Raw genomic sequence first — 23729 nt, 5'->3', positions numbered from 1 at the left:
GTTCAAGGAGATATGGACCCATGCTCTGCTTCATGAAACAGCGGTGCCGCCCCGGATGGTTGGCATCGCTTGCATTGACTGCAACCCTCGGCTTGACCGGCTGTGCTGTTTCCCCTACCGGTGAGCGAACCCTGCTGCTCAACTCCTCTACACAGATGAATGAGCTTGGCTCCCAGTCTTTTGAACAGATGAAAGAGAAAATCCCGATCGAGACCGATGCGCGTACCAACCGTTATGTGGAGTGTGTATCCGATGCGATCGTGATGCAGGTGCCCCGTAAATATGGCTACGCGCCACAGGATTGGGAGCTGGTGGTGTTCAAGGATAAGGCCGTTAATGCCTTTGCGCTGCCAGGCGGCAAAATCGGTGTTTACACCGGTATGCTTCAGGTGGCCAATACCCAGCATCAACTGGCGTCGGTGATCGGACATGAAGTTGCTCATGTGCTGGCACAGCACAGCAATGCGCGCATGAGTCAGCAACAGCTGACCCAGTTGGGGATAATGGCAACCAGTATAGCGCTGGCGGATCGGGTGGACTCAAAAACTCAGCAGGCTGCGGTCATGGCGCTGGGGCTTGGGGCTCAGTACGGCATTCTGCTGCCCTATAGCCGTAAACACGAATCAGAAGCGGACATGCTGGGGCAGGAGCTGATGGCCCAGGCCGGTTTTGACCCTCGTGAAGCGGTTAGCCTGTGGCAGAAGATGGCGCAGAAGGGGGGCGCTGCACCACCGGAGCTGTTGTCTACCCACCCGGCACCTGGCACGCGTATCCGGCAACTGGATAGTCAGGTAAGCAAGTACATGCCGCTGTATCAGCAGGCATTGGCAGCTGGCCGCAAGCCTGACTGTGACCGGCTGAGGCCGCGCTGACACCAGGGTCACTGTACAAAAAAGGCCGCCTGCTGGAATGACAGGCGGCCTTTTTTATGTCTGTTCTGTCAGTCGATCAGCCCATACTGGTCGCGCAGAATCGCGATGATTTCGGCTTTCGGGTTGTCCGACAGTTCGATGGTGTGGCCGACAACCTTTTCGGCAATGTCCAGGTAGGTACGCGACACGTCCATGAGCACCTCGGCCGGTAGGGCGTTGTCCCGGGCCAGCGCTTCACGTTCCGGCATGCGATCCTTGTTCAGCAGGATGTCCGGGTCAGGGAAGTGGTTCAGCAGCAGCTGGCGGAAGCCCTCTTTTGACTTCTCGATCACCTTGCCGTCACGGTAGGCAGGGCCGTCCCAGATGCGGGAGGAGTCCGGTGTGCCCACCTCATCCATGTAGATCAATTTCTCATTGCCGGCAGCATCGGTGACATAGCCAAACTCAAACTTGGTATCGACGAATACCTGATCCAGCTCGGCCAGCGCATTGCTGATGACGGCAAAGCCTTCCTTCAGCAGCTCTTCGTACTGGTCCACATCCGCCGCAGAACGGAAGCCAAAAGCGGCGTAGTTGTCGACGATGTTGGCACGGGTGATATTAACGTCGTCCGCTTCAGGAACGCCCGGAATACCGCGAAGGATACCCTTGGTGGACGGTGTCATCAGCAGTTCGGGCAGTTTTTGGTCCTTCTGCAGTCCCTCCGGCAGGGTAATGCCGCAGAATTCACGCTCGCCCTTGCTGTAGGCGCGCCACATGGAGCCGGTAATGTACTGGCGGCAGATTGCCTCGATCATCACTGGGCGGGCTTTCTGCACGATCCAGACGAAGGGATGCGGGATATCCAGAATATGGCTGTCAGCCAAACCCTGTTCGCGGAACAGCCGGAACCAGTGGTTGGAAATGCTGTTCAGCGCAGCGCCCTTGCCGGGTACACCGTTGAGGCCGCCTTCGCCGTGCCAGATACAGTCGAATGCCGAGATGCGATCGCTGATCACCATGATAGCCAGTGGTGCGTCAGGCGCCACGTTGTAGCCTTTCTCTTCGATCAGACGGCGGCTGTCGGCTTCGGTCAGCCAATAAACGGAGCGTACCTTACCGCTGTGAACGGGGCGGTCGGTACGGATCGGCAGGTCGTTGTTTACGGCCAGAACGGATTGGGCAAGGCTCATGGTGGCACAGGTCCTGTTAAGGGTTGAAAAACCAGGCAATTCTAGCATAAAGCCCGGTTAATCGATGACGATCAGCTTGCGCAGGTTCTGCAGCTCTTCGATTCGTTTGCGGGTCTCGGCGATAAACGCCTGACCTGCCGTATAACGTGCGATTTCGCCATCCTGATCAATCAGAAAGGCCTGTGTCATCACCTGCTGGCGTTGATCCAGCCAGCGATTCTGTACATCAACTTCGTGCCGCTGTGCCTTGGGTGGCAGGTAGTCCAGTGTGTCCTTGAATAGCAGATAGAGCTCAGCGTCATAAAGATAGGCAATGCTGGAAAGGGTTTCGTTTATCTCCAGCTGAGAACTGCCGTTTTCCTGCTGCTGCGTCAGTCGGGACTCAAGCTGATCCAGAGGCGCTTCCAGTGAAGGGTTCCAGTTCAGATCGGTCGCGGCCGGCAACGCCTGTTCAGACAGCGGTACAGGTGTTGTGGGTGTGGACTCGGCAATCACCGGTTCGCTACGAGGGGGCTTGGGTGTTGGCTGTGCAAAAGGCGCAGGCAGGCTTTCGCAACCACTCAGACCCAGTCCAGTGATCAGCAATATGGTGGCAGAAATGGAACGGGCTCTCATTCAGTCGGCCTCTGGCGGTTCAAATAAAACGCCATTCTACCTGACATCGGTACCGAGACCAGCCCGTTTGCGCCTCGCCGGATAGGCTGTTAAGATTCGCGCCACTCTTGGGGGAGTAATCTTCTGTATGGCCCTGGCCATCAGAGTGGCTGTCAACATAATTGAGCCTCACGCTCATGGCAGTCACGTCCTGTACGGGATTGATGAGACCTGAGACACAACGCACTGTCCTGGCGGGCCGGTGTGGCGTGTCTTATGGAATCAACAGCCCGCCGGATGAACTGTTATGGACGCTTTTCTGCCCTCGACCCTCGCGGTTGCCATCGCCGAAATCGGTGATAAAACCCAGTTGTTGACCCTCTTTCTTGCTGCCCGTTTCGCCCATCGTGGTGCGATTGTGATGGGTATTCTGGTTGCTACCCTGCTGAATCATGCGCTGTCTGCCTGGCTGGGTGCCTGGCTGGTACAGTGGATTCCCGACCAGTGGGTGCCCTGGATTATTGGCTTGAGCTTCATCGCCGTGGGGCTTTGGGTACTGATTCCCGATAAGGATGATGAAGACGGGGGCGCGGTGCTCAAGTACGGTGCCTTTGTCGCAACCTGTATTCTGTTTTTTCTGGCCGAAATCGGTGACAAGACTCAAATCGCCACGGTTATTCTGGCGGCACGCTATGACAGCCTGTTCTGGGTAGTGGTCGGTACGACGTTGGGCATGTTGCTGGCCAACGTGCCGGTGGCGTACGCCGGTAGCTGGCTGATGCAAAAAATACCGCTTAACGTTGCCCGCTGGGCCGCGTGTCTTCTGTTTGTGGGGCTTGGAGTCGCGACCCTGTTAACCTTAGACTCATTTTAATGTTCTATACTGCACGCACATTACCCACGACTGAAGTAAAAGGAGTGACTGATATGAGTTGGCACAAACTGATTGCCCCGGCGGTATTGGCATCGGCCGTTGTCCTGACAGGTTGCAGCGATGACAGCGCATCTGATGAGAAGATAAACGGTGCGGCACCCGCCAGCCAGCAAGGCTCCACCGCAATGGATGAACTGAAGAAGGAAGCGGGTGAAACCATGGATGCAGCGGGCAAAGTAGCCTCTGAAGCTGGGGAAGAGGTTCGCAGCACAACCTCTGAAATGATGGACAAGGCCGCTGACGTGAGCGAGCAGGTAGAAGAAAAGGCCAAAGAGACCTATGATCAGGTCAAGTCCGAGGCTGAAGAAATGGGCGAAAAGGCCGCTGAAACCACTGAAGAGATGACCGAAGCGGCGCGTCAGAAAATGGAAGAGATGCAGCAGGAAGAAGCGCCTGATGCCGACGCCAAAATGGACAGCTCTGAATCCAACTGATTAATGCCCCCCGGCTTTGGCCGGGGGTGTCATACTGCTGTCATCTTTCTCTGCTAGCGTTGCTGCCGGGTGTCTCCCTATACCAACAGGGAGATTTTCAATCTGTTGCAGGCTAGCAGGGATCTGTCTTGAGCCTTCCTCCGTCCGAGTCACACGTTACGCCCTCGATGCTGCCGCGCGTTGGTATTGCCGGTTTTGCATTGCTGCTGGTGCTGGCTGTCTGGCTGCTCACGGTCTGGCAACTGGATGAGCTGGAGCGCCTCTATCAAATGCTTGAACAGGCCTGCCGGTCAGAGCCTGATCTCATGCTGAATTATCGTGAGCAGCGTGATCTGTTTCTGGCGACCGTACTGGGGCTTACCCTGATTGCCGTAAGTGGGCTGGGTTGGCTGCTATGGACGCTGCGCAGGCGTGATGAGTATCTGCAGGCGCTGCAACGCTCGGAAACTCGAAATCTCAAGCTGCTTAACTCCCTGCGTAACGAACATCAGCATATTCTGGAAGCGGCATCCCGCGATCATCTGACGGGGCTGTATAACCGTCGTCTCTTTATGGAGCTGGCACACTCTCATCTGCTGGGCTCAAAACGGCAGGGTCGATTTGCTGCTGTCTGCTTTATTGACCTGGACCGCTTCAAACTGATCAATGACACCTTGGGTCATAAGGTGGGTGATCTGCTGTTGCAGGAAGTTGCCAGACGGCTGGATACAGGGTTGCGAGAGAGCGATATCGTGAGCCGCTTCGGTGGAGACGAGTTTGTGGTGATGCTGACCGAAGTTCGCCGACATGAAGATGTGGAAACCTGTGCCCGGCATCTGGTAGAGGCTCTGTCAGCGCCCTATGCCGATTTGGAAAGTCATGGGCTCAGTACAAGTCCGAGTATCGGTGTCGCCGTGTCGCCCCGAGATGGGGTGGATATCGAAACCTTGGTAAAGCACGCCGATATGGCGATGTATCGCGCCAAACGCTCAGGCCGGGGGCAGTTTGCCTTCTATGATCCGCGGCAGGGCAATGAATCGGGCAGCAAACCCGACCTGTCGCTGTTGTCGCTGCAGGCACTGCAGCATCAACTGCGCGTACACTACCAGCCTTGCATCAGCCTGCGTGGCTATATGACGACCGGGTTTGAAGCGTTGGTGCGCTGGGATTGCCCAGGACATGGGCTGATTGAGCCCGATGGTTTTCTCGATGTTGCAAAGGCTCGGGGGCTGATGCCCGAGCTTGGCTACCGGGTGTTGGAGCAGGTGGTGCACCAGCTGAGCCAATGGCAGGAGCAAGGACTCGAGTTGCTGCCGGTTTCGGTCAACCTGGGCCTGGCTCAGCTACAGAATCCTGAACTGGTTGACTGGTTACGGGAGCGGCTCAACCACTACCGAGTGGCTCCTGGCCTGATTCAGATTGAGATCAATGACCAGTTTCTGGATCAGCTTGGACCGATCGAGATACGTCTGCTTGAAGCACTCTATGGCCTTGGGCTGGAGCTGGTGATTGATGACTTTGGTTGCAGTGAAATCGGGCTGGAACATGACCGGCTGGAGGGTGTGCACTTTAGCCGTATCAAGATCGAGCGCAGTTTCATACAGAGTATCCGCAACAGTTACGATGACAACGTGATACTGACCTCCATTGCGGCGGTGGCTCGACGCAAGGGAATGCAGGTGGCAGCCAAGGGGGTCGAGACACCGGACCAGCTGGTGTGCCTGAAGTTATCCGGTTGTGATGAAGTACAGGGTTTCTTTTTCAGCCGTGCTCTCAGTGCTGAAGACGTCAGCCGCTATCTGATCAATCCTCGGTTCAGCGTCCCCTTTGCAGACGTGGATGCTGAGAGGCCCGATCAGGAAGAGGCTTTGCTTCAGCCTCTATCCTGATCAGGCACCGCCTCCCGCAGCCCCAGCTCTGAGCAGCTGTACAGAGCCTTCAGACTGTTACGTGTAAGCTGATCCAACTGTTGCAGGTTCTCTTGTGTTACGGCTTGTTGCTCCAGGTCTCGGCTAAGTCGAGCGGCCTGCTGCAGACCGAAGTTGCTCAGTGTTCCGGCCAGTTTATGCAGTAATATCGGGCGCATTTCCGAATCGGCTGCATCGAGCTGCTGCAGCAGTTCAAGACACTGCTCCTGCATTTGTTGGCACAGGGCGGTGAAGCGATCGCTGCCCAGCATCTGACGATGTTGCTGCAGCAGGCTAAGGTTGAGTAAGGGATCTTCGCTGTCGCGACTGAGTGCGGGTAACTGATCCCTGGTCGGCGTATCCCGAAGCAAGCGGTTAAGTTCATCGAACTGCAGCGGCTTGCTGACAACAGCGTCCATACCCGCCTGTTGGTAGAGCCGCATTTCGGCGGGTGTGACCGATGCGGTCAGGGCGATGATGCGTACGGCTGCACGGGAGGGCTCAGGGTGGTTGCGCATCCGGCGTGTGGTTTCGATACCGTCCATATCCGGCAGGTGGATATCCATCAGCACCAGGTCATAGTCATGATCATTGTGCATCGACAGGGCGGTGTAGCCATCGTCCGCCACACTGACGCTGTGTCCTTCTGACTCAAGCAGGCCAACCGTGACTTGCTGATTGATTGGGGTGTCCTCCACCAGCAGAATATCCAGTCGTGCCTTCTCTTCCAGCGTCCCTGCAGGTTCGATATTTGGCGGCGGGAGCGCGCTGCCGCTGGTGACGGTATATTCCAACTCAGCCCAGAAGCGGCTGCCTTGACCGGCGTGGCTGTCAAAACCGATCTGGCCTGCCTGCAGCTCGACCAACCGTTTGCAGATCGACAGTCCCAGTCCGGTGCCGCCAAAACGGCGTGTAATTGAGCTGTCCGCCTGACTGAAATGCATGAAGATGCGAGAGTGAGCCGACTCAGGGATGCCGATGCCGGTGTCCTCCACTTCAAACCGCAAACGGCAGTGTTCCTGCTGTTTATCAAGGACACGCACCTTGATCAGGACATAGCCTTCCTGGGTGAATTTGAGGGCGTTGGTACATAGGTTCAACAGGATCTGGTTGAGGGCGCGGGCATCACCGATGACACGCTCCGGCAGGTCCTGTTCCAGACGCAGAATCAGATCGAGCTGCTTTTCCTGCGCCATAGGCAACAGCAGCTGGCGCAGTTGCTCCAGCTGTTCTACCAGGTTAAAAGGCGTCCGTTCCAGCTCCATCTGTCCGGCCTCGATTTTGGTGAAGTCGAGCACATCGTTGAGGATGGTCAGCAGAGACTGTCCCGAGCGGTAGATGGAATCGACCTGTTGCTGTTGCGCCGGGCTCAGACCTGAGCGCATCAGCAACTGAGCCATACCGAGAATGCCATTCATCGGGGTGCGAATTTCATGACTCATGGTGGCGAGGAAATGGCTCTTGGCCTCGCTGGCCGCTTCGGCCTTCTCGCGCGCAATCTCCGCCTGCTCTTTGGCCTTGCGTTCACTGATATCGGTCAGTGAGCCTTCGTAATATTTCAGCTGACCCTGCTCATCGGTAATGCGATGGGCTGAGATGGAGATATAAACCTCGGAGCGATCACGCCGGCGCCAGCGCGTTTCGAAGCGCAGCACTCGCTCCTGTCGATTGAGCAGGGCAAGAAATCGACGGCAGTCCTCGCGGTCGATGAAGCAGTCACGAATGACATCGGTGACCGAGTTCAGAAACTGGGAGGCACTGTCATATCCCAGCAACCTCACCAGTGCCGGGTTGGCGGAGATGAAGCGGCCTGCGCCGCCAGTATCTGCAGAGTCTTGAGTCGGTCGCGGTTGAATATGTCACGGCTCTGTGAATGCTCCAGATAGAGAATGGCAGTCAGTTCACCGTGGTACAGAATCGGGATGGCCAGCAGCGATTTGGGCAGGTGGTGGCGGATATAGCTGTCCTGCTGGAACATCTGATGCTCAACCGCGTTACCCAGCACGACGTCATCCTTGGTGCGCGCAACATAGTTGATGATGCTCAGTGGCAGCAGGCTGCCGCTCTGTTCCAGTGGCAGAACGTTAAACAGCGTTGGTGGCTGATTAAGACAGATTTCCGCTTCCAGGTAGAGGTTCTGTTGTCGGCGCAGAATCAGAATTGCCCGTTGTGCACCGGCATTCTGCAGTGCGAGCCGCATCAGTCGTTCCAGCAACCGTTCCAGTACAATTTCATCTGAAATCGCCTGTGAGGCATGAATCACGGAGGTGATGTCGAAAGCCTGATTGTCCAGCGACTGCCCGTTGTCGGAACGGCTGCTGAACGGTTCGGGACGCACCTGGCGCAGCGGCCGTTCGGGTTCAAACGCGTAGCGCCTGAGCATCTGCTCCAGCTTGGCACGTCCGCCCCAGTCGGCATAACGCTCCCAGGCATCCTGCAGGTACGAGCGGGCCACGCCAGGTTTGTCCCACTCAAGATAGAATTGTCCGGCGAGTTCACAGGCGAGCGCTTCTTCCAGCAGAAAGCCTTGCTGACGAGCATGCTCAATCGCCTGCTCGTACAGATCCATCGCCTTGCTGTACTGTTTTTGGCTGCGATACAGTTCTGCCTGCAGCAGGTCGACGTGGTGACGCTGGTTTTCCGGCGCGTGACGCGCCAGTTTGCGCAGACGCTTGAGGGTCTTGTTCACTTTCTGCAACCGTGCCGGCTGCTGCAGGATGCTGGTGCGTGGCAGCAGCGCCAGAATGCTCAGTGAGTTCAGCAATGACAGCCAGGGCGCGGTAAATGTCCCGCTGATGGATGAGCGCAGTGCATCACCGGCTTCGCTGTGGGTATAGGCCAGCTCGTACTCGCCGAACAGGTAGCAGAGCAGTGCCTTGTAGAAATGGTGCAGGCTGATGGCAGTACGGTGGTTTTCCCGTTCCAGCTCGGCCAGGTCGCGTTCTTCCTGATAGAAATGACCATCGAGCCGCGTCGGGTCACTGTTCTGGCCGCGCAGGTTTTCCATGGTCTGAAGCGTAAACAGGGAGTACTGCAGCGACTGCTGCTGTCCCGACTGCTCAAGCCAGCGAGCATACTGTTCCAGCCGTGGCTGTAGTTCGTCCAAGTTGCGGCACAGCGGGAAGGCGTACTGGATGTAAGCGGCTAGTGCGTAGGCCCCCCATTCCATATCGCCACAGTCCAGTGCCAGCTGATGCGCTTTGAGCAGCGACTCCATGCAATGCTGCAACGGTTCACGGTAGTGGCGAATATAACAATCAAACAGCGACAGAGTGCGGTGGTGAGTGGGCGTGGAGGGCAGTTGTGCATCCAGTTCCAGTGCCATCTGGCCGAGTCGGTAACCCTGCTCAATCGCCTGGAACTGGCCACACAGCACGCCACCGTACCCGGCAAAAGCCAGTGCAGACGAGGGGCTCAGGCCATGTTTGAGCGTCAGTTCAACCTGACGCGCCATCACCAGCGGGCGCAGCTCGGAACTTGAGAATTTGATGGCACCGAACATGCTGGCCAGTATCGGCATGGCGGCCAGCAGCTGGGGAGACTCCATGGCCGGCAGTTGCACAACCTTTTCGGGAGGCTGTCGGCGCAGCAGCCACTGGGTGCGTGCCACCGCCCTGAGCAACTGGCCGGTGCCGGGGCGAGAAGGAATCCGCACACCCAGCTGGTTGAGCAGCTCCAGCGCAGTTTCCAGCGCCATGTGAAAGCGATTGCTGGCGACCTGTGACTGGATGCGGATCTCGAAAACCCGTACCCGGTCCAGCAGTGTTTGTGCATGTGTCTCGACCGCATTGATCAGTTGCTGCATCCGCTCCTGCTGGCCCTTGATGTGAGCAATACCGGCAGCGGATGTGTGCAGTTCAAGCGCCAGGCTGTAGCTTTCCTGCCATGCGTTTTCCGGCAACAGCTCCAGCCCTGTGCTGAGGTAGTCCAGTGCGGAATCGAAGGCAGCGGCTTCCCGGGCGCGAAGCCCCGCGCGCAGGTTGAGGTTGGCCAGTCGTATACGCTGGGCCGGTGTATCCAGAAGACGTCGTGCCTGATTCAGGTGGTTGCTGATTTCAAAAATGCGGGCATCGATCTCATCGGGTCGCAGGCTGTTTTCCAGCTGGCGACCAATCTGAAGGTGCAGGGCTTCCAGCTCATCATCGTGAATCAGGGAGTAGGCCGCCTGCTGGACACGGTCATGCACGAAGCGATAGCGGGTGCGGCTTGGGTCAATGTTCTGGAACAGCCGGTAGCTGTCATCCTGTGGCACGATGAGGCCTTCGGTGAGCGCAGGCCAGAGTTGGTCGGCGGCCTGACGCGGTTCGAGGCCGCTGACCACCACCAGCGTACGCAGATTGAAGCTGCTGCCGATACAGGCCGCCAGCGGCAAGACCGCCTGAGTATTCGCGGGCAGTCGCTGAATTTTACTGACCATCAACTGGATGACGTTATCGGTCATCTCCTGAGACCTGATCGCCTGCTCATCCCACTGCCAACGCTGTTCACGGAAGCAGATCAGGCCGTCCTGGTGCAGGGAGTGCAGAAACTGGCTCAGAAAGAAGGGATTACCCTGGGTCTTTTCGCTGCACGCTTCGGCCAGTGAGCGACACTGATTCAGGTCGGCCCGCAGTGTATCGGCAATCAGTTGATTGACCTGGTCCGGACTCAGGGGTTCCAGTGCCAGCTCTACCGGCGGCAATATGGAGTTGTGCAGCCGCTCAAGGCTGGTGCGCAGCGGATGAGTGGCGCCCAGTTCATGGTCGCGAAAGCTGCCGATGAGCAAAAGTCTGGGTGGGTCGATTACGCCTGCCAGGGTCTCGATCAGATGCAGAGAGGCCAGATCAGCCCAATGGAGGTCATCCAGAAACAGCACCAGAGGTCGTTCGGGGGAAGCAAAAACGCGCAACATCTGGATGAAGATGCGGGAAAAACGGTTTTGTTCTTCAGCTGCCGACAAGGGCGGTGCGTCCGGCTGACTGCCGATGATCAACTCCAGTTCGGGGATCAGCTTCAACAAAATCTGGGCATGGTTGCCGACACTGTCCAGCAACTGTTCACGCCAGCGTGCAATGCGAATCTCGGGTTCTGTCAGTAGCTGGCGTACCAGCCCCTGCAGTGCCTGGAAAATGGCGAAGTAGGGGCGGTTGCGTCGAAACTGGTCGAATTTTCCACTGCTGAAACTGCCACCCTTCTGGTTGACGTACTGGCGCAGCTCGTGCACCAGGCTGGTCTTGCCTACGCCTGCATAGCCCGTGATCAATACCAGCGGGCTTTGTCCATCACGGCAACCGTCATACAGACGGTGCAGCTGTTCCAGCACCGCTTCGCGGCCATAGAGCCGCTGTGGAATTTGGAACCTGGCTGAAAGATCCTGCTCGCCTGGTGTGAAATCCAGCTCATGCTCGCCACGCTGGTGTGCCTGCAGGCAGAAGCGCAGGTCATGCACCAGGCCGACGCTGGATTGATAGCGCTGGGCGGCGTCCTTGGACAGCAGTTTGAGAATGACCTGCGACAGCATCTGCGGCAGCTGCGGGTTGATCTCATGCGGCGGTGCAGGTTGCTTGGCGATATGATCATGCACCAGTGCCATGCCATCGTCGCTGACAAAGGGCGGGCGCCCGGTCATCAGCTCGTACAGTGTGGCGCCGAGACTGTAATAGTCGCTGCGGTAGTCGATATTGCGGTTGATACGTCCGCTCTGCTCCGGAGCGATATAGGCAAGGCCGCCGTCACCGAGTTCCGGTGTGTTCCAGCTGGCCTGCTCGCGGCTGAGGCCAGTGCTGAGAGAAAAACCGATCAACTCGACCAGGCCGGTGTCGGGGTTGAACAGTAGGTGATCAGGATTCACCTGCTTATGAATAACGCCTGCTTCGTGCAGCTTTCCCAGCAGGGTACTAATGCGGATCGCCACTGACAGCCATTGGGACCAGTTGAGCTGCTGCTCAGCCAGCAGTTGCCGCAGTGAAGCCGAGCCGGAGTCGGTAAAAAGGGCCGCGGGTCCGGCTTCCAGCTGGATCAGCTCAAGCGGACGCACAATGCCAATAATGTCCAGCCGTGACAGCATCTCGAACTCATGCTGCAACCGGCTCAGGCGTTCGCGGCTGCAGTGGCTGCGGTACAGTTGCTTGATTACCACCGCTGCACCGTCTTTAAGCCGGACGGCGCGGCTGACGGTGCAGCCCGGGCTCTGGTGCAATCGGCGCAGAACCCGGTAGCCTTCAGGGACACTCATGGGCTGATGTCACCGGCAAACATGTAGCCGGCACCGTGGGCGGTCAGAATCAATTGAGGGTTGGATGGATTGTCACCGAGCTTGCGTCGCAACCGCCCGATCAACACATCAACCGAGCGATCATTGGGGGTCCACTCACGGTCGTGAATTGCATCCATTAACTGATCCCTGGACAGCACTTGCCCGGGGTGGTTGATCAGAGCCTGCAGCAGCTTGAACTCGCCTTCGGGCAGGCGCTCATGTTCACCTTCAGGGCTGGTCAGCTGGCGCTTGTGCGGGTCCAACACCCAGCCCTCGAACTGGTAGCCGGCCGGGCCTCGTCGGTCACTGGCGCCACTGCCGCCGCGGGCGCTGAAAATGCGCCACAGAAGGTTTTTCGCGCGCACCAACAATTCACGCGGGTTGAACGGCTTGGTCACATAATCATCAGCGCCCAGCTCGAGCCCGACGATGCGGTCGATCTCATCCCCCTTGCTGGTAACCAGAATGATTCCGACACTGGAGCTGGCCCGTAACTCACGCGTGACTGTGAGTCCATCCTTGCCGGGCAGGCTGATATCCAGCAGCACCAGATCGATCTGCTCCTGCACCACACGTTCGCAGAGATCATCAGCCTGGTCGGACTCGGACACATGGTAGCCTTCATTTTCGAAGTAGCTCACCAACAGTGACCGTGAGGCAATATCATCTTCGACAATCAGGATATGTGCGTGGGATGGGGCTATATTCATGGGTGTTGGGCATCTCTGGGCAAACTCGACAGGTGCAATATCAACTGCAGCACAGAAAAGTAAAAGGGCTTTTTACATCCTGTTACATCTGTGCACAACTTAACACAAATCCTCAGAATTTCATTTACATGACGGGGTTAGTTTAGCTACACGCACTGAAGCAGCCTGGCGACAATTGACGTTTTGACTGCTCCGGCGAAAACAGGATCCCATCTCAAGTGAGGGAGTGATGGCATTGAGTAATAATAATTCCAAGCGTGCGGTACTCGGCACCGGTGCTCTGGCCCTGGCGGGACTGGTCAGTATGCCGTTGCAGGCCGCAGACGCAGAGCAGATAATCAGGGACCGTTGCCTGGCTTGTCATACCGAGTCAGGTGATTCAGCGGCACCGACCTTCTCCCGTATCAGTGAGCAGCGCAAAACGCCGGAAGGCTGGCAGATGACGCTGAACCGTATGATCCACCTGCGTGATCTTGAAATCAGCGCAGAGGAAAAACGGGCGCTGATCAAATACCTGTCCGATACCCAGGGCCTGGCCCCGTCCGAGGCCGCCCCCTATCGCTACCTGCTGGAGCAGGATACCAATCTGGTGGAAGCCGGCGCGGATCAACATCTGGTCGAAACCTGTGCCCGCTGTCACTCCGAAGCGCGCTCGGGACTGCAGCGTCGTGCCAAGGATGAGTGGAAGATGCTGGTCGACTTCCATATGGCCCAGTTCCCTGGGATTGAGCTGCACGCCGGCTCACGTGACCGTCCCTAGTATCAGATTGCCACCACTCAGACCGTCGATACCCTGTTCGAGAAGTATCCGCTGGTCACCGAAGAGTGGAATAACTGGAAGAAAGCCGATAAGGCCGACGTCATGGGTCGCTGGCGTGTGACCGGTTACATTCCCGAGAAGGGCGAATTTGACGCCTGGATGAGTGCTGCCAAAACCGGCGATGGTCGATATGACCTGACGCTGGAAGGTCACTATGCCGATGGCACCGTGCTCAGCGGTACGGGCAAAGCGACTGTTTACACCGGTTACGAATGGCGTGCCTCCGTCACCATTGATGATATGAAAATGCGTCAGGTGATGGCGCTGGACGCGAATGGTCAGATGGAAGGTCGCATGTTCCTCGCTACCGAACGGGAGATCGGCGGGGCACTCAATGCCGTGAAGGATCAGGGCATGGGTCAACTGGTTGCGGTTCAGCCTTCCTATCTGCGCAGCGGCGAAAGCGCCGAGCTGACACTGATTGGTGCCGGCCTCAAGGGTGATATCGATCTTGGCGAAGGCGTCACGGTCGAGAAAATCGTTGCCCGCAGCGATGACCGAATCACGCTGGTAGCCAAGGCAACCGGGGCGGAAGGTCCACGTACCATTAAGGTCGGCAAGGCGATCAATAACGCTGCCCTGAATGTCTACAGCACGCTGGCGCGTGTTGACGTGACGCCGGCCAATGCGGTCACCCGTATCGGTGGCGCCGGCAGTGAGATGGAAAAGGTGCGTGCCACCTATCGTGCCGTGGGCTACAGCGCCGGTGCTGATGGTAAGCCTGGCACCGATGACGATCTGCGCCTGGGCTACATGCCGGCCAGCTGGTCGATCCTGCCGGCCGATGAAGTGGCTGAGCATGACAAGGATCACCTCTATGCGGGTCAGATCAATGCGGCCGGTATCTTTGTACCCGGTGACGCAGGGCCAAACCCTGAGCGCAAGATGTCGGCCAACAACGTGGGTCGCCTGAAAGTGGTGGCAACGGTGAACGATGGCGCCAGTAAAGTCGATGGTGAAGGCAGCATGCTGGTTGCCGTGCCTGACTTTGTTCGTCGCGTGCTCGACTGAGCCAAAAGCCGGAACAGCCACCGAGATACGATAATAAAGAGGTGATTATGGGTGCCATGACGCTGGTGAAACCGAATCTGCACAGGGTTGATGTTGATGCCCGTCAGATGCTGTTTCATATTCCAAGCAGCAGCATTTTTGAGCTTGATGGCTTGAGTCGAGAGCTGCTGGCGCTGTTCGACAGCCATGACCAGGTGACTCCCGAATACCTGGCCCCGCTGTGTGAGTGCTACTCTCAGCAGGAGGTGTCTGAGGCTCTGGAGGAACTGCTGACGTTGGAGGTGATCTCCGAGTCAGGAGCAGTGGCCAGAATCAACCCTGAACCGCAGAAGGTCAGCAAGTTCCCGCTGACCACCGTTGTGCTCAACGTCAACACCGGTTGCAACCTGAGCTGCACCTACTGTTACAAGGAAGATCTGACTACCCCGTCCAAGGGGGAAAAGATGGCCCTTGAAACCGCGATTCAATCAGTAGAAATGATGCTGCGAGAGTCGCCGGATCAGCGCAACTACAACGTGGTGTTCTTCGGCGGTGAACCGCTCTCCAACATGCCATTGATCCGTGAAATGGTGACCTACTGCGAGAAGCGCTTTGCCGAGCACGGTGCCACGGTGGATTTCACCATGACCACCAACGCGACCCTGCTGACCGAAGAGCTGGTTGACTGGTTCAACGAGCACCGCTTTGGCCTGACCATCTCCATGGATGGGCCCAAGGCGATGCACGACAAGAACCGCATAACGGTTGGCGGTCAGGGCACCTACGATGTGGTGCGGCGCAAGGTGGAGATGCTGCTCAAGCGCTATACCGCGCGCCCGATCGGTTGCCGCGTCACATTGACGCGTGGCATTACCGATGTGGAGCGGATCTATGATCACCTCAGTGGCGAGCTGGGCTTCTTCGAGGTGGGCTTTGGCCCGGTTACCTCAGGCGATATTGCCGAATTCAACCTGACCGGTGAAGAGCTGGTTGAGGTGTTTGCCGGCATGAAGCGACTGGGACAGCGTTACCTCGAAGCGGCGCTGCGCAATGAAAACTTCGGCTACGGCAACATGCACCAGCTGATTACCGACATGTACGAGGGCAACAAGAAACTGGTGCCCTGTGGTGCCGGGCTCAAGCTGCTGGCGGTGGACAAGGATGGCGGGCTTAACCTCTGTCATCGATTCACCGGCTCTGACCTGCCCACGTTCGGTGATGTCGAGAAAGGGATTGACCGTGCTGCGCTGGGCCAGTTCATCGAGCAGCGTCTGGACCGTACCGACACCGGTTGCTCTACCTGCCGCATCCGTAACCTCTGTTCCGGTGGCTGTTATCACGAAAGCTATGCCAAATATGGAGATCCGACGCATCCTTCCTACCACTACTGTGACCTGATGCGAGACTGGGTCGATTATGGCGTGGAAGTGTATTCGCGGATCATGCTTGAGAACCCCGGGTTCTTCGAAGCATACGTCTCTCCGAGGAGGAGTGCCTGATATGAAACATTTGAAGTCTCTGAACAAAAAAGCACAGCTGATCAACCAGTCCGTGAGCCCGGACGAGGTCGAAGACGTTGTAGCCATGCAAACGGTAGTAGGCTGTACTGCTACCACTGACCCGGGCTGGGAACTGGATCCCTTCGGTGGACTGGGTTCACTCTGTCAGCCAATGGAAGCGGATCTGTACGGATGTGCTGATGCCTGCTGGTGGCCGGCTCAGGTACCCGACACCATGAACACCTATCCGGACTGGAACAAGGATGTGGCGAAGGCCACGCAGGACTGGCGCAAGCTGGACGGTATCTTTGAGGATGGTGAATAAGGGAGCCTGGCAATGAAAATAAGTAAACTGTTCAAATCGACCGCTCTGGCCGGCTCTTTGGGTACGGCAGCCCTGCTCAGTGCAGTGGCGCCGGCGGCCGCGGCTGCGCAGGAATACCTGCTGACCGTGACCCGTCCGGGTCATCTGCATGTGATCGACATGAAAACCAACAAAGTCGAGCGCACCTGCGACATTCCGGGCAACTTCGGCTCTGGCTCCATTGCCCCGTCACCGGACGGCAAGATCGCCTACGTGCTCAGCAACGGCATGGAGGATGTGTACGGGTTCGATATTCGTACCTGTGAGATCACCTTCCATGCGGCTCAGTCCACGCCGACGCTGAAAGTGAAAAGCTTCCAGTCACTGGCAGTCAGTGCTGACGGAAAGGAAGTGTATACGGTTCAGAACCCGTTTGGGCTGAAACGTGACCGATTCACCGTTGAGCAACCTCGCCTGGCGGTGTTTAACGTGGCGGATGGCGTGGGTGCCAAGCCGGTGCGGACATTCCCCGTTGAGCGACGTATCACCAAAATTGCAGCCACTGCAAAGGGTGAGGTCATTCTGGGTGGGGCTGATGTAAAAGCGATCGACCCGAAAACCGGCGATATTCGTATGGTGACTCCGCTGCAGAATTGGGAGAAAGGGCCCCTGTGGCTGCCGCCTGATGCCTTTGCAATGCACTCTCAGGGTGAGCAGAGCAACGAATACATCATGCCGTACTCGACAGCAAAGTTCGATTCCGAAGAATGGAACTTCGAAACGGCCGAATGGTGGTGGGGCATGAGCCGCGTTAATCTGGAAACGGGGGAAGCCACGCGTCAGGAGATATTCCCGTTTGAGTTCATCATCTTTAACTTCATCTCTGATCCGCGTGATCCGAACATCCTTTACGGGTCATTTAACACGTTGTCCAAACATGATCTGCGCACGGGAGAAACGTTGGCGCTGCATGAAATGGAGCACACCTACTACAACCTGAACATCTCCGCGGATGGTAAAACCATCTACGTAGGCGGAACAGCGAATGACATCTCGATCCATGATTCAGAAACACTGGATAAGATCGGCTCCATTGAACTCAGTGGTGACATGACCACCTCTGACCTGCGTGTGGCCACCATCAGAGACTGATATCTGATCAGGCCCTCAATCAGGTATAGTCAACGGGAGGCGCCGGTAACGGTCCTCCCGTTTTTCGTTTATAAACAGGATGCAAGGAAAGGCTCACCATGCTGAATTGGCTGGTACGCGCCATCCACGCTCCGGACAAAAGCCGTCTGGAGCAGGGGTTTCGCTGGTTGTACAGCTTCGTCAAACCACAGCAGAAGGCAATTGCCGGCCTGTTGCTGTTGTCTTTTGTTGGTTCGGCGCTGGTGCTGCTGCAGCCCTGGCTGACCAAGCTTTTGATTGATGACGGTTTGCTGGCCAAGGATTACGGCATGCTGGTCAAACTGGCCGTGGCCATGATTCTGGTCGGCATTTTCGGCACCGCACTGTCCGGTCTGAACCGTTACCTGCACACGCGCCTGTCCGGGCGTATCCTGTTTGCCCTGCGGACCGACCTCTATGCTCACCTGCAGCGGCTTTCACCCACCTTTTTTGGTCAGCGTCGCATCGGTGATCTGATGTCCCGTATCGACGGTGATGTGGCTGAAATCCAGCGTTTTGCCGTCGATAGCCTGTTCTCGGCGGTGAGCAGTATCATCGGCTTGATCGGTGCGCTTGCTCTGCTGGTGACACTGTCCTGGAAGCTGTCGTTACTGGTACTGATACTGATTCCGCTGGAAGTGCTTTGGCTGCGCTGGATGCGGCGCAAGGTGGAGGTCAATACGCGCGAGTTGCGCGAGCGCTCTGCGGACCTGTCCAGCTTTCTGGTGGAAACCATGCCGGCGATGAAGTTCATCCAGTCCAGTGGTCAGGAAAACCGTGAGCGCACCCGGCTCGGAGGCTTGAACGACGGTTATCTGAGTCAGTTGCTGCGGCTGCAGATTACCGAATTCTTTACTCAGGCGATTCCCAATACACTGACCTCCATGACCCGTGCCGCGGCTTTTCTGGTTGGTGGTTGGTGGGTGATTCAGGGGCAGTGGCAGCTGGGTTCGCTGATCGCTTTTTCCACCTATCTGGGGATGGCCACGGGGCCGGTAAACAGTCTGCTGGGCCTGTATGTTGCGATTCAGCGCATGAGCGTCAGCCTTAACCGCGTGAGTGAGCTGCGCCAGGCTGAGGCCGAAATCGAATCGCCACAGAGCCCGCGCGCGCTGCCACAGCCGCTGCGGGGCGAGCTTGAGCTTGAGCAGGTCTGCTTTGCCTACACTGGCCGAGATCCAGTGCTGGATAATGTGAGCGCCCGTCTGCAGGCGGGCAAAAAAATCGCGCTGGCGGGGGCCTCGGGAGCGGGCAAGTCCACTCTGATCGACCTGCTGCAGCGCCACTACGACCCACTACAGGGACGGGTATTGCTCGATGGCGTTGATATCCGCGAGCTCAGCCTGTCGGATCTTCGACGCACTGTTGCAGTGGTGTCGCAGGAAATTACGCTGTTCAGAGGCTCGCTCGCGGACAATCTGCGCTACGCCTGCCCGGAGGCCAGTGATGAACAGGTACGTGATGCAGCCCGTGAGGCTCAACTTGATGAGCTGATTGAACGTCTGCCGCAGGGGTTGGACACTCCGCTCGGCGAGCGCGGCCAGCAGCTGTCAGGAGGCCAGAAACAGCGCATCGCCATTGCGCGAGCGCTGCTGCAGCAGCCTGCGGTGCTGGTGCTGGATGAGGCAACGTCAGCGGTGGATGAAGCCACCGAACAGCAGGTGATTGCTGCTGTAGACCGGCTGTTTGCCGACCGCACGCGTATTTTGATCAGTCACCGTCCCTCTACGTTGGCGGGCGCGGATCTTCGGTTGCTGCTTCAGAACGGCCACCTCCGTGAAATAGAGGAGGTAGCGGATGTCGGTTGAGCCCATCCGTATCGGGGTAGTGGACTCTGGCACTTCAGCGCAACAAACGGTGGCGTCCAGTGCCGCCTTTGTGCTGCAGGATGGTCAACTCTGGCTGACGGAAGCGGAGCCGGATCAGTTGGGGCATGGCACTCGCATCATTGAAATCATCCAGCACCTGATGCCCGAGGCAACACTGTTCAGTGCGCAGGTATTCAGCGATCGATTGTCCACCACGGCCGCACAGGTGGCGGCTGCCATCGACTGGCTGGTGGAGCAGGGGACACAGGTGATTAATCTGAGTCTGGGGCTGAGACAGGATCGAGCAGTGTTGAGGGAGGCCTGTGAGCGGGCCCTGAAACAGGGGGTTTTTCTCTGTGCGGCCAGCCCGGCCCGAGGGGAACCTGTGTATCCATCGGCCTATCCCGGTGTGTTTCGCATGACCGGTGATGCCCGCTGCGGCCGTGATCAGATCTCCCATCTTGAAACGGAGTTTGCTGATTTTGGTGGCTGTGTCCGGCCTCTGGATGACAGTCGTGGGCAGTCGGGTGCCAGTATGGGGTGTGCTCACTTGAGCGCGTGGGTGGCACGTTGTCTACAACAGGATGCTGTCAGCCTCAGCGAGGTGCGGGACTGGCTGGTCCGGCAATCGGCCTACCGTGGCCCTGAGCAGCGCCGAGGCGTCTATACAGGAGCAGAGGATGAATAAGTCACAGGTACTGGTGTTGGGTGGTGGCCCTGCCGGGGGCGCCGTTGCGATCGGTCTTGTCAGGCTGGGATACGCGGTAACGCTGGTGAGTGAGCCGCGCCCCTTTGATGCGGTTGAGGGTATCTCCGATCGTGTGGTGCAGGGGCTGCAGGGTGCCGGATTCAATCTGGCACTGGAGCAGATGGCTGAACCTTCACCGCGGCGGGTAACCTGGAACGGTATCACCAGTGCCGCCAATACCGAGCGTCTGATTCCGCGTCAAGCCTTCGATCTGGCACTGCTGGATGATCTGAAGGCGCAGGGCACCCACGTGATTCAGGGGCGTGTCACCGGCATTCAGCCCGATGCAACCGGGCATGTGGCCGAAGTCAGTCTGGTCAGTGGAGAACAGCTGCAGTTGCAGGGCGATTTTCTGGTAGAAGCCCGCGGGCGAGCGGCCCCGGCAGCCGGCGTGCCCCGCGTGAAAGGGGCCCAGACCGTATCCTTGCTGCAGTATTGGCAGGGACCGGCGGATACGCCCTGCTCGGCTGTACAGAGCTTTGCCGATGGATGGGCCTGGATGGCCCTGCGAGCCGATGGGCGCCGCTACCTGCAGCTGACACTGGATGTGGCCAGTGCCGATCTGCCGCCCAAGCGAGAATTGGGCGACTGGTGTCAGGCGCGCCTGAGTAAGCTTGAGCAGGCTCAGCCTTTTATGGCCGGCGCCGAACCGGCTGGCGAAGTCTATGCGCGTACCAGTACACCGGTTTTGTGTGAGCACAGTGTTGGTAATAACTGGATTCGAGTGGGCGATGCCGCAATGGCGGTGGACCCGCTCTCGGGCAACGGCATTTTTCAGGCACTGTCATCGGCCTTGCAGGCCCCGGCAGTGATCAACACGCTGATTAATCACCCGGAGCGGGCAGGTCTTGCCAAGCAGTTCCATGAGGCCCGGATTGAAGGGCTTTTTTACCGTTTTGCGCGCATAGGACGTGACTTTTATGCACTGGAGTCCCAGTGGCCGGCCAATCCGTTCTGGCAGGGGCGCAGCCAGTGGCCGGATCAGGTCCCGCTGCATCTGAACGTGACGCCCGATCAGGTCAGCACTGGCGTACGGCCGGTGGTGCAGGATGGGCTGATTCGTGAAGCGCAGGTGGTGATTACCCCCGATCAGCCTTTGGGCATCTGGCATCTCAATGGCCTTGAGCTGGCCCCCCTGCTTGAGCAGGTCAGGTCTCGACCTGATCTGGCACCTGCCGAGTTGCTGTCGGACAAGCATGGCGAGGTGATGGGGGTGCGTTTGGCGCTGTGGCTGCAGCAGCAGGGCTGGGTTGAAGAAAAATAAATCAAGACAAATAGTTGAAGTGGTATTTCGTGTTGTTGCTGTACGTACTAACCATGAAGATAATTTCATTACAGGATGGTTCGAAGGCCCACCACAACCTATGATTTATAGCCCCGACTCAATTGATTGGCCGCTTCAATGGCTTCAAATATAGCCAGTTTGATCGATTCAGGGTAATCATCTTCGTACAGCACTGAACTGATAATCTGAAGCAGTAAATCCTTGTCGATCACATTATCAGCGACCCAGACGGCGATGTTTTCCATCTCCTTGACGAATCGCTTCACCACATAGTCAAAACCATTGAGCTCAAGGAAGTAGGCCCCTAACACCAGCGATGAACGCTTGTTACCATCGTTAAATGCATGGTGTTTGTTGATGGAAAATACCAAATGAGTCAGCTTGTCTTCCATCTCCGGGTAGTACCAATCATTCTGAATGTGTTCTAAGGGGCTTTCCAGCTGGCCAATATTCTTGATGCCTGCCAATCCACCAGAGTGCTCGATGATCCAGTTGTGAACGCTGATCGCGTGAGCTACATCGAAATAGAAAAATCGGATGCCCGTTCCTGTAGAGTCGTTCATTGATGCGATCCTTTGGCTAGCGATCCTTCAGGCGCTTGAGTACTGCCAGTGTTTCCGGGTCACTGAGCTGTTCTTCTAAAGAGCGGCTCTTTTCGCCCAGAAATCGTTCAAAGTCTGCTTCGGGTACCGATTGTATGTAAGCTTCGAGCTTTTCATGCAAGGCATCGCGGAAGCATAAATCGCGGCTGGCCATCTTGGTCCGTGCGTCCAGAATGAGAGGTTTGAACAGGGGATGTTTTTCAAAGCCGGCAAACAGGCTTTCGGCTTCTTTTTGTGTGAGCTTACGCCCCTGGTTTGTGCTGGCCTGCTCCAGCTCGTGGGCGATACCCGATTCATAACTGGCAATCAGGTTCAGCACCTCGGAATACAAGGTTTCCCGGATGTTGGTTTTGACTGCCAAATTCAAAACCTTTTTATATTCGGCGGCGTTTTCATGGAAAATACTTTGGTAGATCAGGTTGGTAAAGCGAGCATACTTCCAGTGGTTGCCTTCCACATAGTTGTCTAAGGCATCAGTGAACTGGCGGCGGTAGTTTTCTTCTTGCAGCGCAGAAATTAGATAGTTCTCGTCGCGCTGATTGATGAACCGGGTATGCCCGCCAGCCCTTTCGGCCATGACATCCAGCACAATATCCAGCAGACGGGAGCGCAGCAGGCGCGCGGGTTCACTCTCGGTCAGTAACATGCCGATGTTGAGCACAGCACGAAAACTGAATACCCCTAATACGCTTGTTTTGGTACCGTCATCAATGTCGGTACCATGTGCTAATTCTTTGAATTTTCTAAGCTTATTCCCTCTTAGTAGTTGGTAGCCGTTGCTTTTAAGCTCTTCTCCGTGGCTTACCAAGTAGCGCTCAATGGTGCGATCTGAGACATCGTACATGGTCATCACTTGCGCTTTAGTGAAAACTGTATCCCCCTCAAACGTCACGCCTCCCAAGCTTAAATGCTGCTCGGCCTGTTGCAGGGCGTAGCGGTTGTTGAGGATGTTTTGGCGGTCGTGAGACGATTCTGTCAGGTCTTTGGCCATCCTAGGCCTCCTTGGTTGCTGGTGAAGCTGCCGAACCATGTCACCTGGCCGTTCATTAGCATAGGGAGAAGCCAGTTACGTAGGCTGATAAGTTTTTTATTCTTAATGCATCGCTCAAATATCATCATGTTGTAAATCGTTACTACTTCATCATATTTAATGAGAGAATCCGGTGTTGGGCATGCCAGCGCACAATGAGTACATGTCGTTTTTTGTAATGGAACCGAAAGTTGTACCTTAAGAATATCAACGATCAAAATCTGTTTGAAATATTTATTACATACAACAGAAACGTACCTTCTGTAGCTGCTGTCTCGCTTCAGTATTCAGCATGGCTGGCCTCAGATGGTTTGTGAAAAACAAAATACACGTTGATTATTACCGTGATTTTGATATCTATCAAACCAATCTACTTCTGATGGTTTGTAAATTTTTAATTTCACGCCAGTTAGTGCCGTGAAAATGATGTTTTTCAAACCCAATCTTGCCGAGCAGGTGTGTAAGGCACTGCTGCATCAGTTCAAGAAGGGTACACTGGTACAGGCACTAACAGACTGGCATCAGTCGGCGGATATTGATCGAGGGTGTTCAAAACTCTGTGTCAGCCAACCAGCCTTATAGGCTGATGTGATGTTCCAAGCGCCCTGGGAAGTGGATGGCCATCTGTGACAGCGT

Annotated in this window: 19 protein-coding genes; 12 read left to right on the top strand and 7 right to left on the bottom strand. The window is 56.7% G+C overall.

Annotated features, from left to right (window positions below; translation table 11 throughout):
• The first annotated feature begins 20 nt into the window (after positions 1-20).
• Positions 21-872: a M48 family metallopeptidase gene (locus ABIE61_RS16400; RefSeq protein WP_354411444.1), complete on the top strand. Its 852-nt coding sequence runs from the start codon at positions 21-23 to the stop codon at positions 870-872.
• A gap of 68 nt (positions 873-940) precedes the next feature.
• On the opposite strand, the gene ABIE61_RS16395 is transcribed toward ABIE61_RS16400, so the two are convergent.
• Positions 941-2044, bottom strand: a complete 1104-nt coding sequence (locus ABIE61_RS16395; protein ID WP_354411442.1) for a phosphoribosylaminoimidazolesuccinocarboxamide synthase — start codon at positions 2042-2044, stop codon at positions 941-943.
• Between the two features lie 57 nt (positions 2045-2101).
• Positions 2102-2659, bottom strand: a complete 558-nt coding sequence (locus ABIE61_RS16390; protein WP_354411439.1) for a lysozyme inhibitor LprI family protein — start codon at positions 2657-2659, stop codon at positions 2102-2104.
• Positions 2660-2945: 286 nt separating this feature from the next.
• On the opposite strand from ABIE61_RS16390, the gene ABIE61_RS16385 reads away from it, so the two are divergent.
• The 3 genes from ABIE61_RS16385 to ABIE61_RS16375 all read left to right on the top strand — a co-directional run bounded on the left by ABIE61_RS16385 (position 2946) and on the right by ABIE61_RS16375 (position 5874).
• Positions 2946-3512, top strand: coding sequence for a TMEM165/GDT1 family protein (locus ABIE61_RS16385; RefSeq protein ID WP_091826721.1), 567 nt, complete (start codon positions 2946-2948; stop codon positions 3510-3512).
• Between the two features lie 53 nt (positions 3513-3565).
• Positions 3566-4006, top strand: coding sequence for a hypothetical protein (locus ABIE61_RS16380; RefSeq protein ID WP_206835017.1), 441 nt, complete (start codon positions 3566-3568; stop codon positions 4004-4006).
• Between the two features lie 128 nt (positions 4007-4134).
• Positions 4135-5874: a putative bifunctional diguanylate cyclase/phosphodiesterase gene (locus ABIE61_RS16375; RefSeq protein WP_354411436.1), complete on the top strand. Its 1740-nt coding sequence runs from the start codon at positions 4135-4137 to the stop codon at positions 5872-5874.
• On the opposite strand, the gene ABIE61_RS16370 is transcribed toward ABIE61_RS16375, so the two are convergent.
• From ABIE61_RS16370 to ABIE61_RS16360, 3 genes are read right to left on the bottom strand one after another with little or no spacing between them, the layout of a single operon-like run.
• On the bottom strand, positions 5859-7667 hold the full coding sequence (locus ABIE61_RS16370) for an ATP-binding protein (protein WP_354411435.1): 1809 nt from the start codon (positions 7665-7667) through the stop codon (positions 5859-5861). The two genes, ABIE61_RS16375 and ABIE61_RS16370, sit on opposite strands and share 16 nt — an antisense overlap.
• A 2-nt stretch (positions 7668-7669) precedes the next feature.
• Complete coding sequence (locus tag ABIE61_RS16365) at positions 7670-12106, bottom strand: AAA family ATPase (protein ID WP_354411432.1); 4437 nt, start codon at positions 12104-12106, stop codon at positions 7670-7672.
• Positions 12103-12837, bottom strand: a complete 735-nt coding sequence (locus ABIE61_RS16360; RefSeq protein WP_091826713.1) for a response regulator — start codon at positions 12835-12837, stop codon at positions 12103-12105. The genes ABIE61_RS16365 and ABIE61_RS16360 overlap by 4 nt, the downstream gene beginning before the upstream one ends.
• A gap of 235 nt (positions 12838-13072) precedes the next feature.
• Between ABIE61_RS16360 and ABIE61_RS16355 the strand changes: the two genes are divergently transcribed.
• The 8 genes from ABIE61_RS16355 (at position 13073) to qhpG (ending at position 21440) form a co-directional block, all read left to right on the top strand.
• Positions 13073-13597, top strand: coding sequence for a hypothetical protein (locus ABIE61_RS16355; RefSeq protein WP_354411429.1), 525 nt, complete (start codon positions 13073-13075; stop codon positions 13595-13597).
• A 6-nt stretch (positions 13598-13603) separates the two neighbouring features.
• Positions 13604-14668 carry a quinohemoprotein amine dehydrogenase subunit alpha gene (peaA, locus tag ABIE61_RS16350; protein WP_354411463.1) on the top strand — a complete coding sequence of 355 codons (1065 nt, stop codon included), beginning with the start codon at positions 13604-13606 and terminating at the stop codon, positions 14666-14668.
• Between the two features lie 47 nt (positions 14669-14715).
• Positions 14716-16146, top strand: coding sequence for a quinohemoprotein amine dehydrogenase maturation protein (peaB, locus tag ABIE61_RS16345; RefSeq protein ID WP_354411427.1), 1431 nt, complete (start codon positions 14716-14718; stop codon positions 16144-16146).
• A 1-nt stretch (position 16147) separates the two neighbouring features.
• Positions 16148-16471, top strand: a complete 324-nt coding sequence (gene qhpC / locus ABIE61_RS16340; RefSeq protein ID WP_091826707.1) for a quinohemoprotein amine dehydrogenase subunit gamma — start codon at positions 16148-16150, stop codon at positions 16469-16471.
• Between the two features lie 12 nt (positions 16472-16483).
• Positions 16484-17602 carry a quinohemoprotein amine dehydrogenase subunit beta gene (gene peaD, locus ABIE61_RS16335; RefSeq protein WP_091826705.1) on the top strand — a complete coding sequence of 373 codons (1119 nt, stop codon included), beginning with the start codon at positions 16484-16486 and terminating at the stop codon, positions 17600-17602.
• A gap of 98 nt (positions 17603-17700) precedes the next feature.
• A complete protein-coding gene (locus ABIE61_RS16330; RefSeq protein ID WP_354411422.1) occupies positions 17701-19428 on the top strand; it encodes an ABC transporter ATP-binding protein in 1728 nt (575 codons plus the stop codon).
• Positions 19418-20116: a subtilisin-like serine protease QhpE gene (gene qhpE / locus ABIE61_RS16325; RefSeq protein WP_354411421.1), complete on the top strand. Its 699-nt coding sequence runs from the start codon at positions 19418-19420 to the stop codon at positions 20114-20116. Before ABIE61_RS16330 ends, qhpE begins: the two co-directional genes overlap by 11 nt.
• Positions 20109-21440 carry a flavin-dependent monooxygenase QhpG gene (gene qhpG / locus ABIE61_RS16320; RefSeq protein ID WP_354411418.1) on the top strand — a complete coding sequence of 444 codons (1332 nt, stop codon included), beginning with the start codon at positions 20109-20111 and terminating at the stop codon, positions 21438-21440. Before qhpE ends, qhpG begins: the two co-directional genes overlap by 8 nt.
• Before the next feature lie 98 nt (positions 21441-21538).
• Here qhpG and ABIE61_RS16315 read toward each other — a convergent pair whose 3' ends face one another.
• Both ABIE61_RS16315 and ABIE61_RS16310 read right to left on the bottom strand, forming a co-directional pair.
• Positions 21539-22024, bottom strand: a complete 486-nt coding sequence (locus ABIE61_RS16315) for a type II toxin-antitoxin system death-on-curing family toxin (RefSeq protein ID WP_354411417.1) — start codon at positions 22022-22024, stop codon at positions 21539-21541.
• Between the two features lie 16 nt (positions 22025-22040).
• Positions 22041-23054: a hypothetical protein gene (locus ABIE61_RS16310; RefSeq protein WP_354411415.1), complete on the bottom strand. Its 1014-nt coding sequence runs from the start codon at positions 23052-23054 to the stop codon at positions 22041-22043.
• Positions 23055-23729: the final 675 nt, after the last annotated feature.

This window comes from Marinobacterium sp. MBR-111 (assembly GCF_040547585.1).
Taxonomy (GTDB): domain Bacteria; phylum Pseudomonadota; class Gammaproteobacteria; order Pseudomonadales; family Balneatricaceae; genus Marinobacterium; species Marinobacterium iners.
The sequence above is the reverse complement of the archived record's forward strand: the minus strand, read 5'-3'. Positions and strand labels throughout refer to the sequence as shown.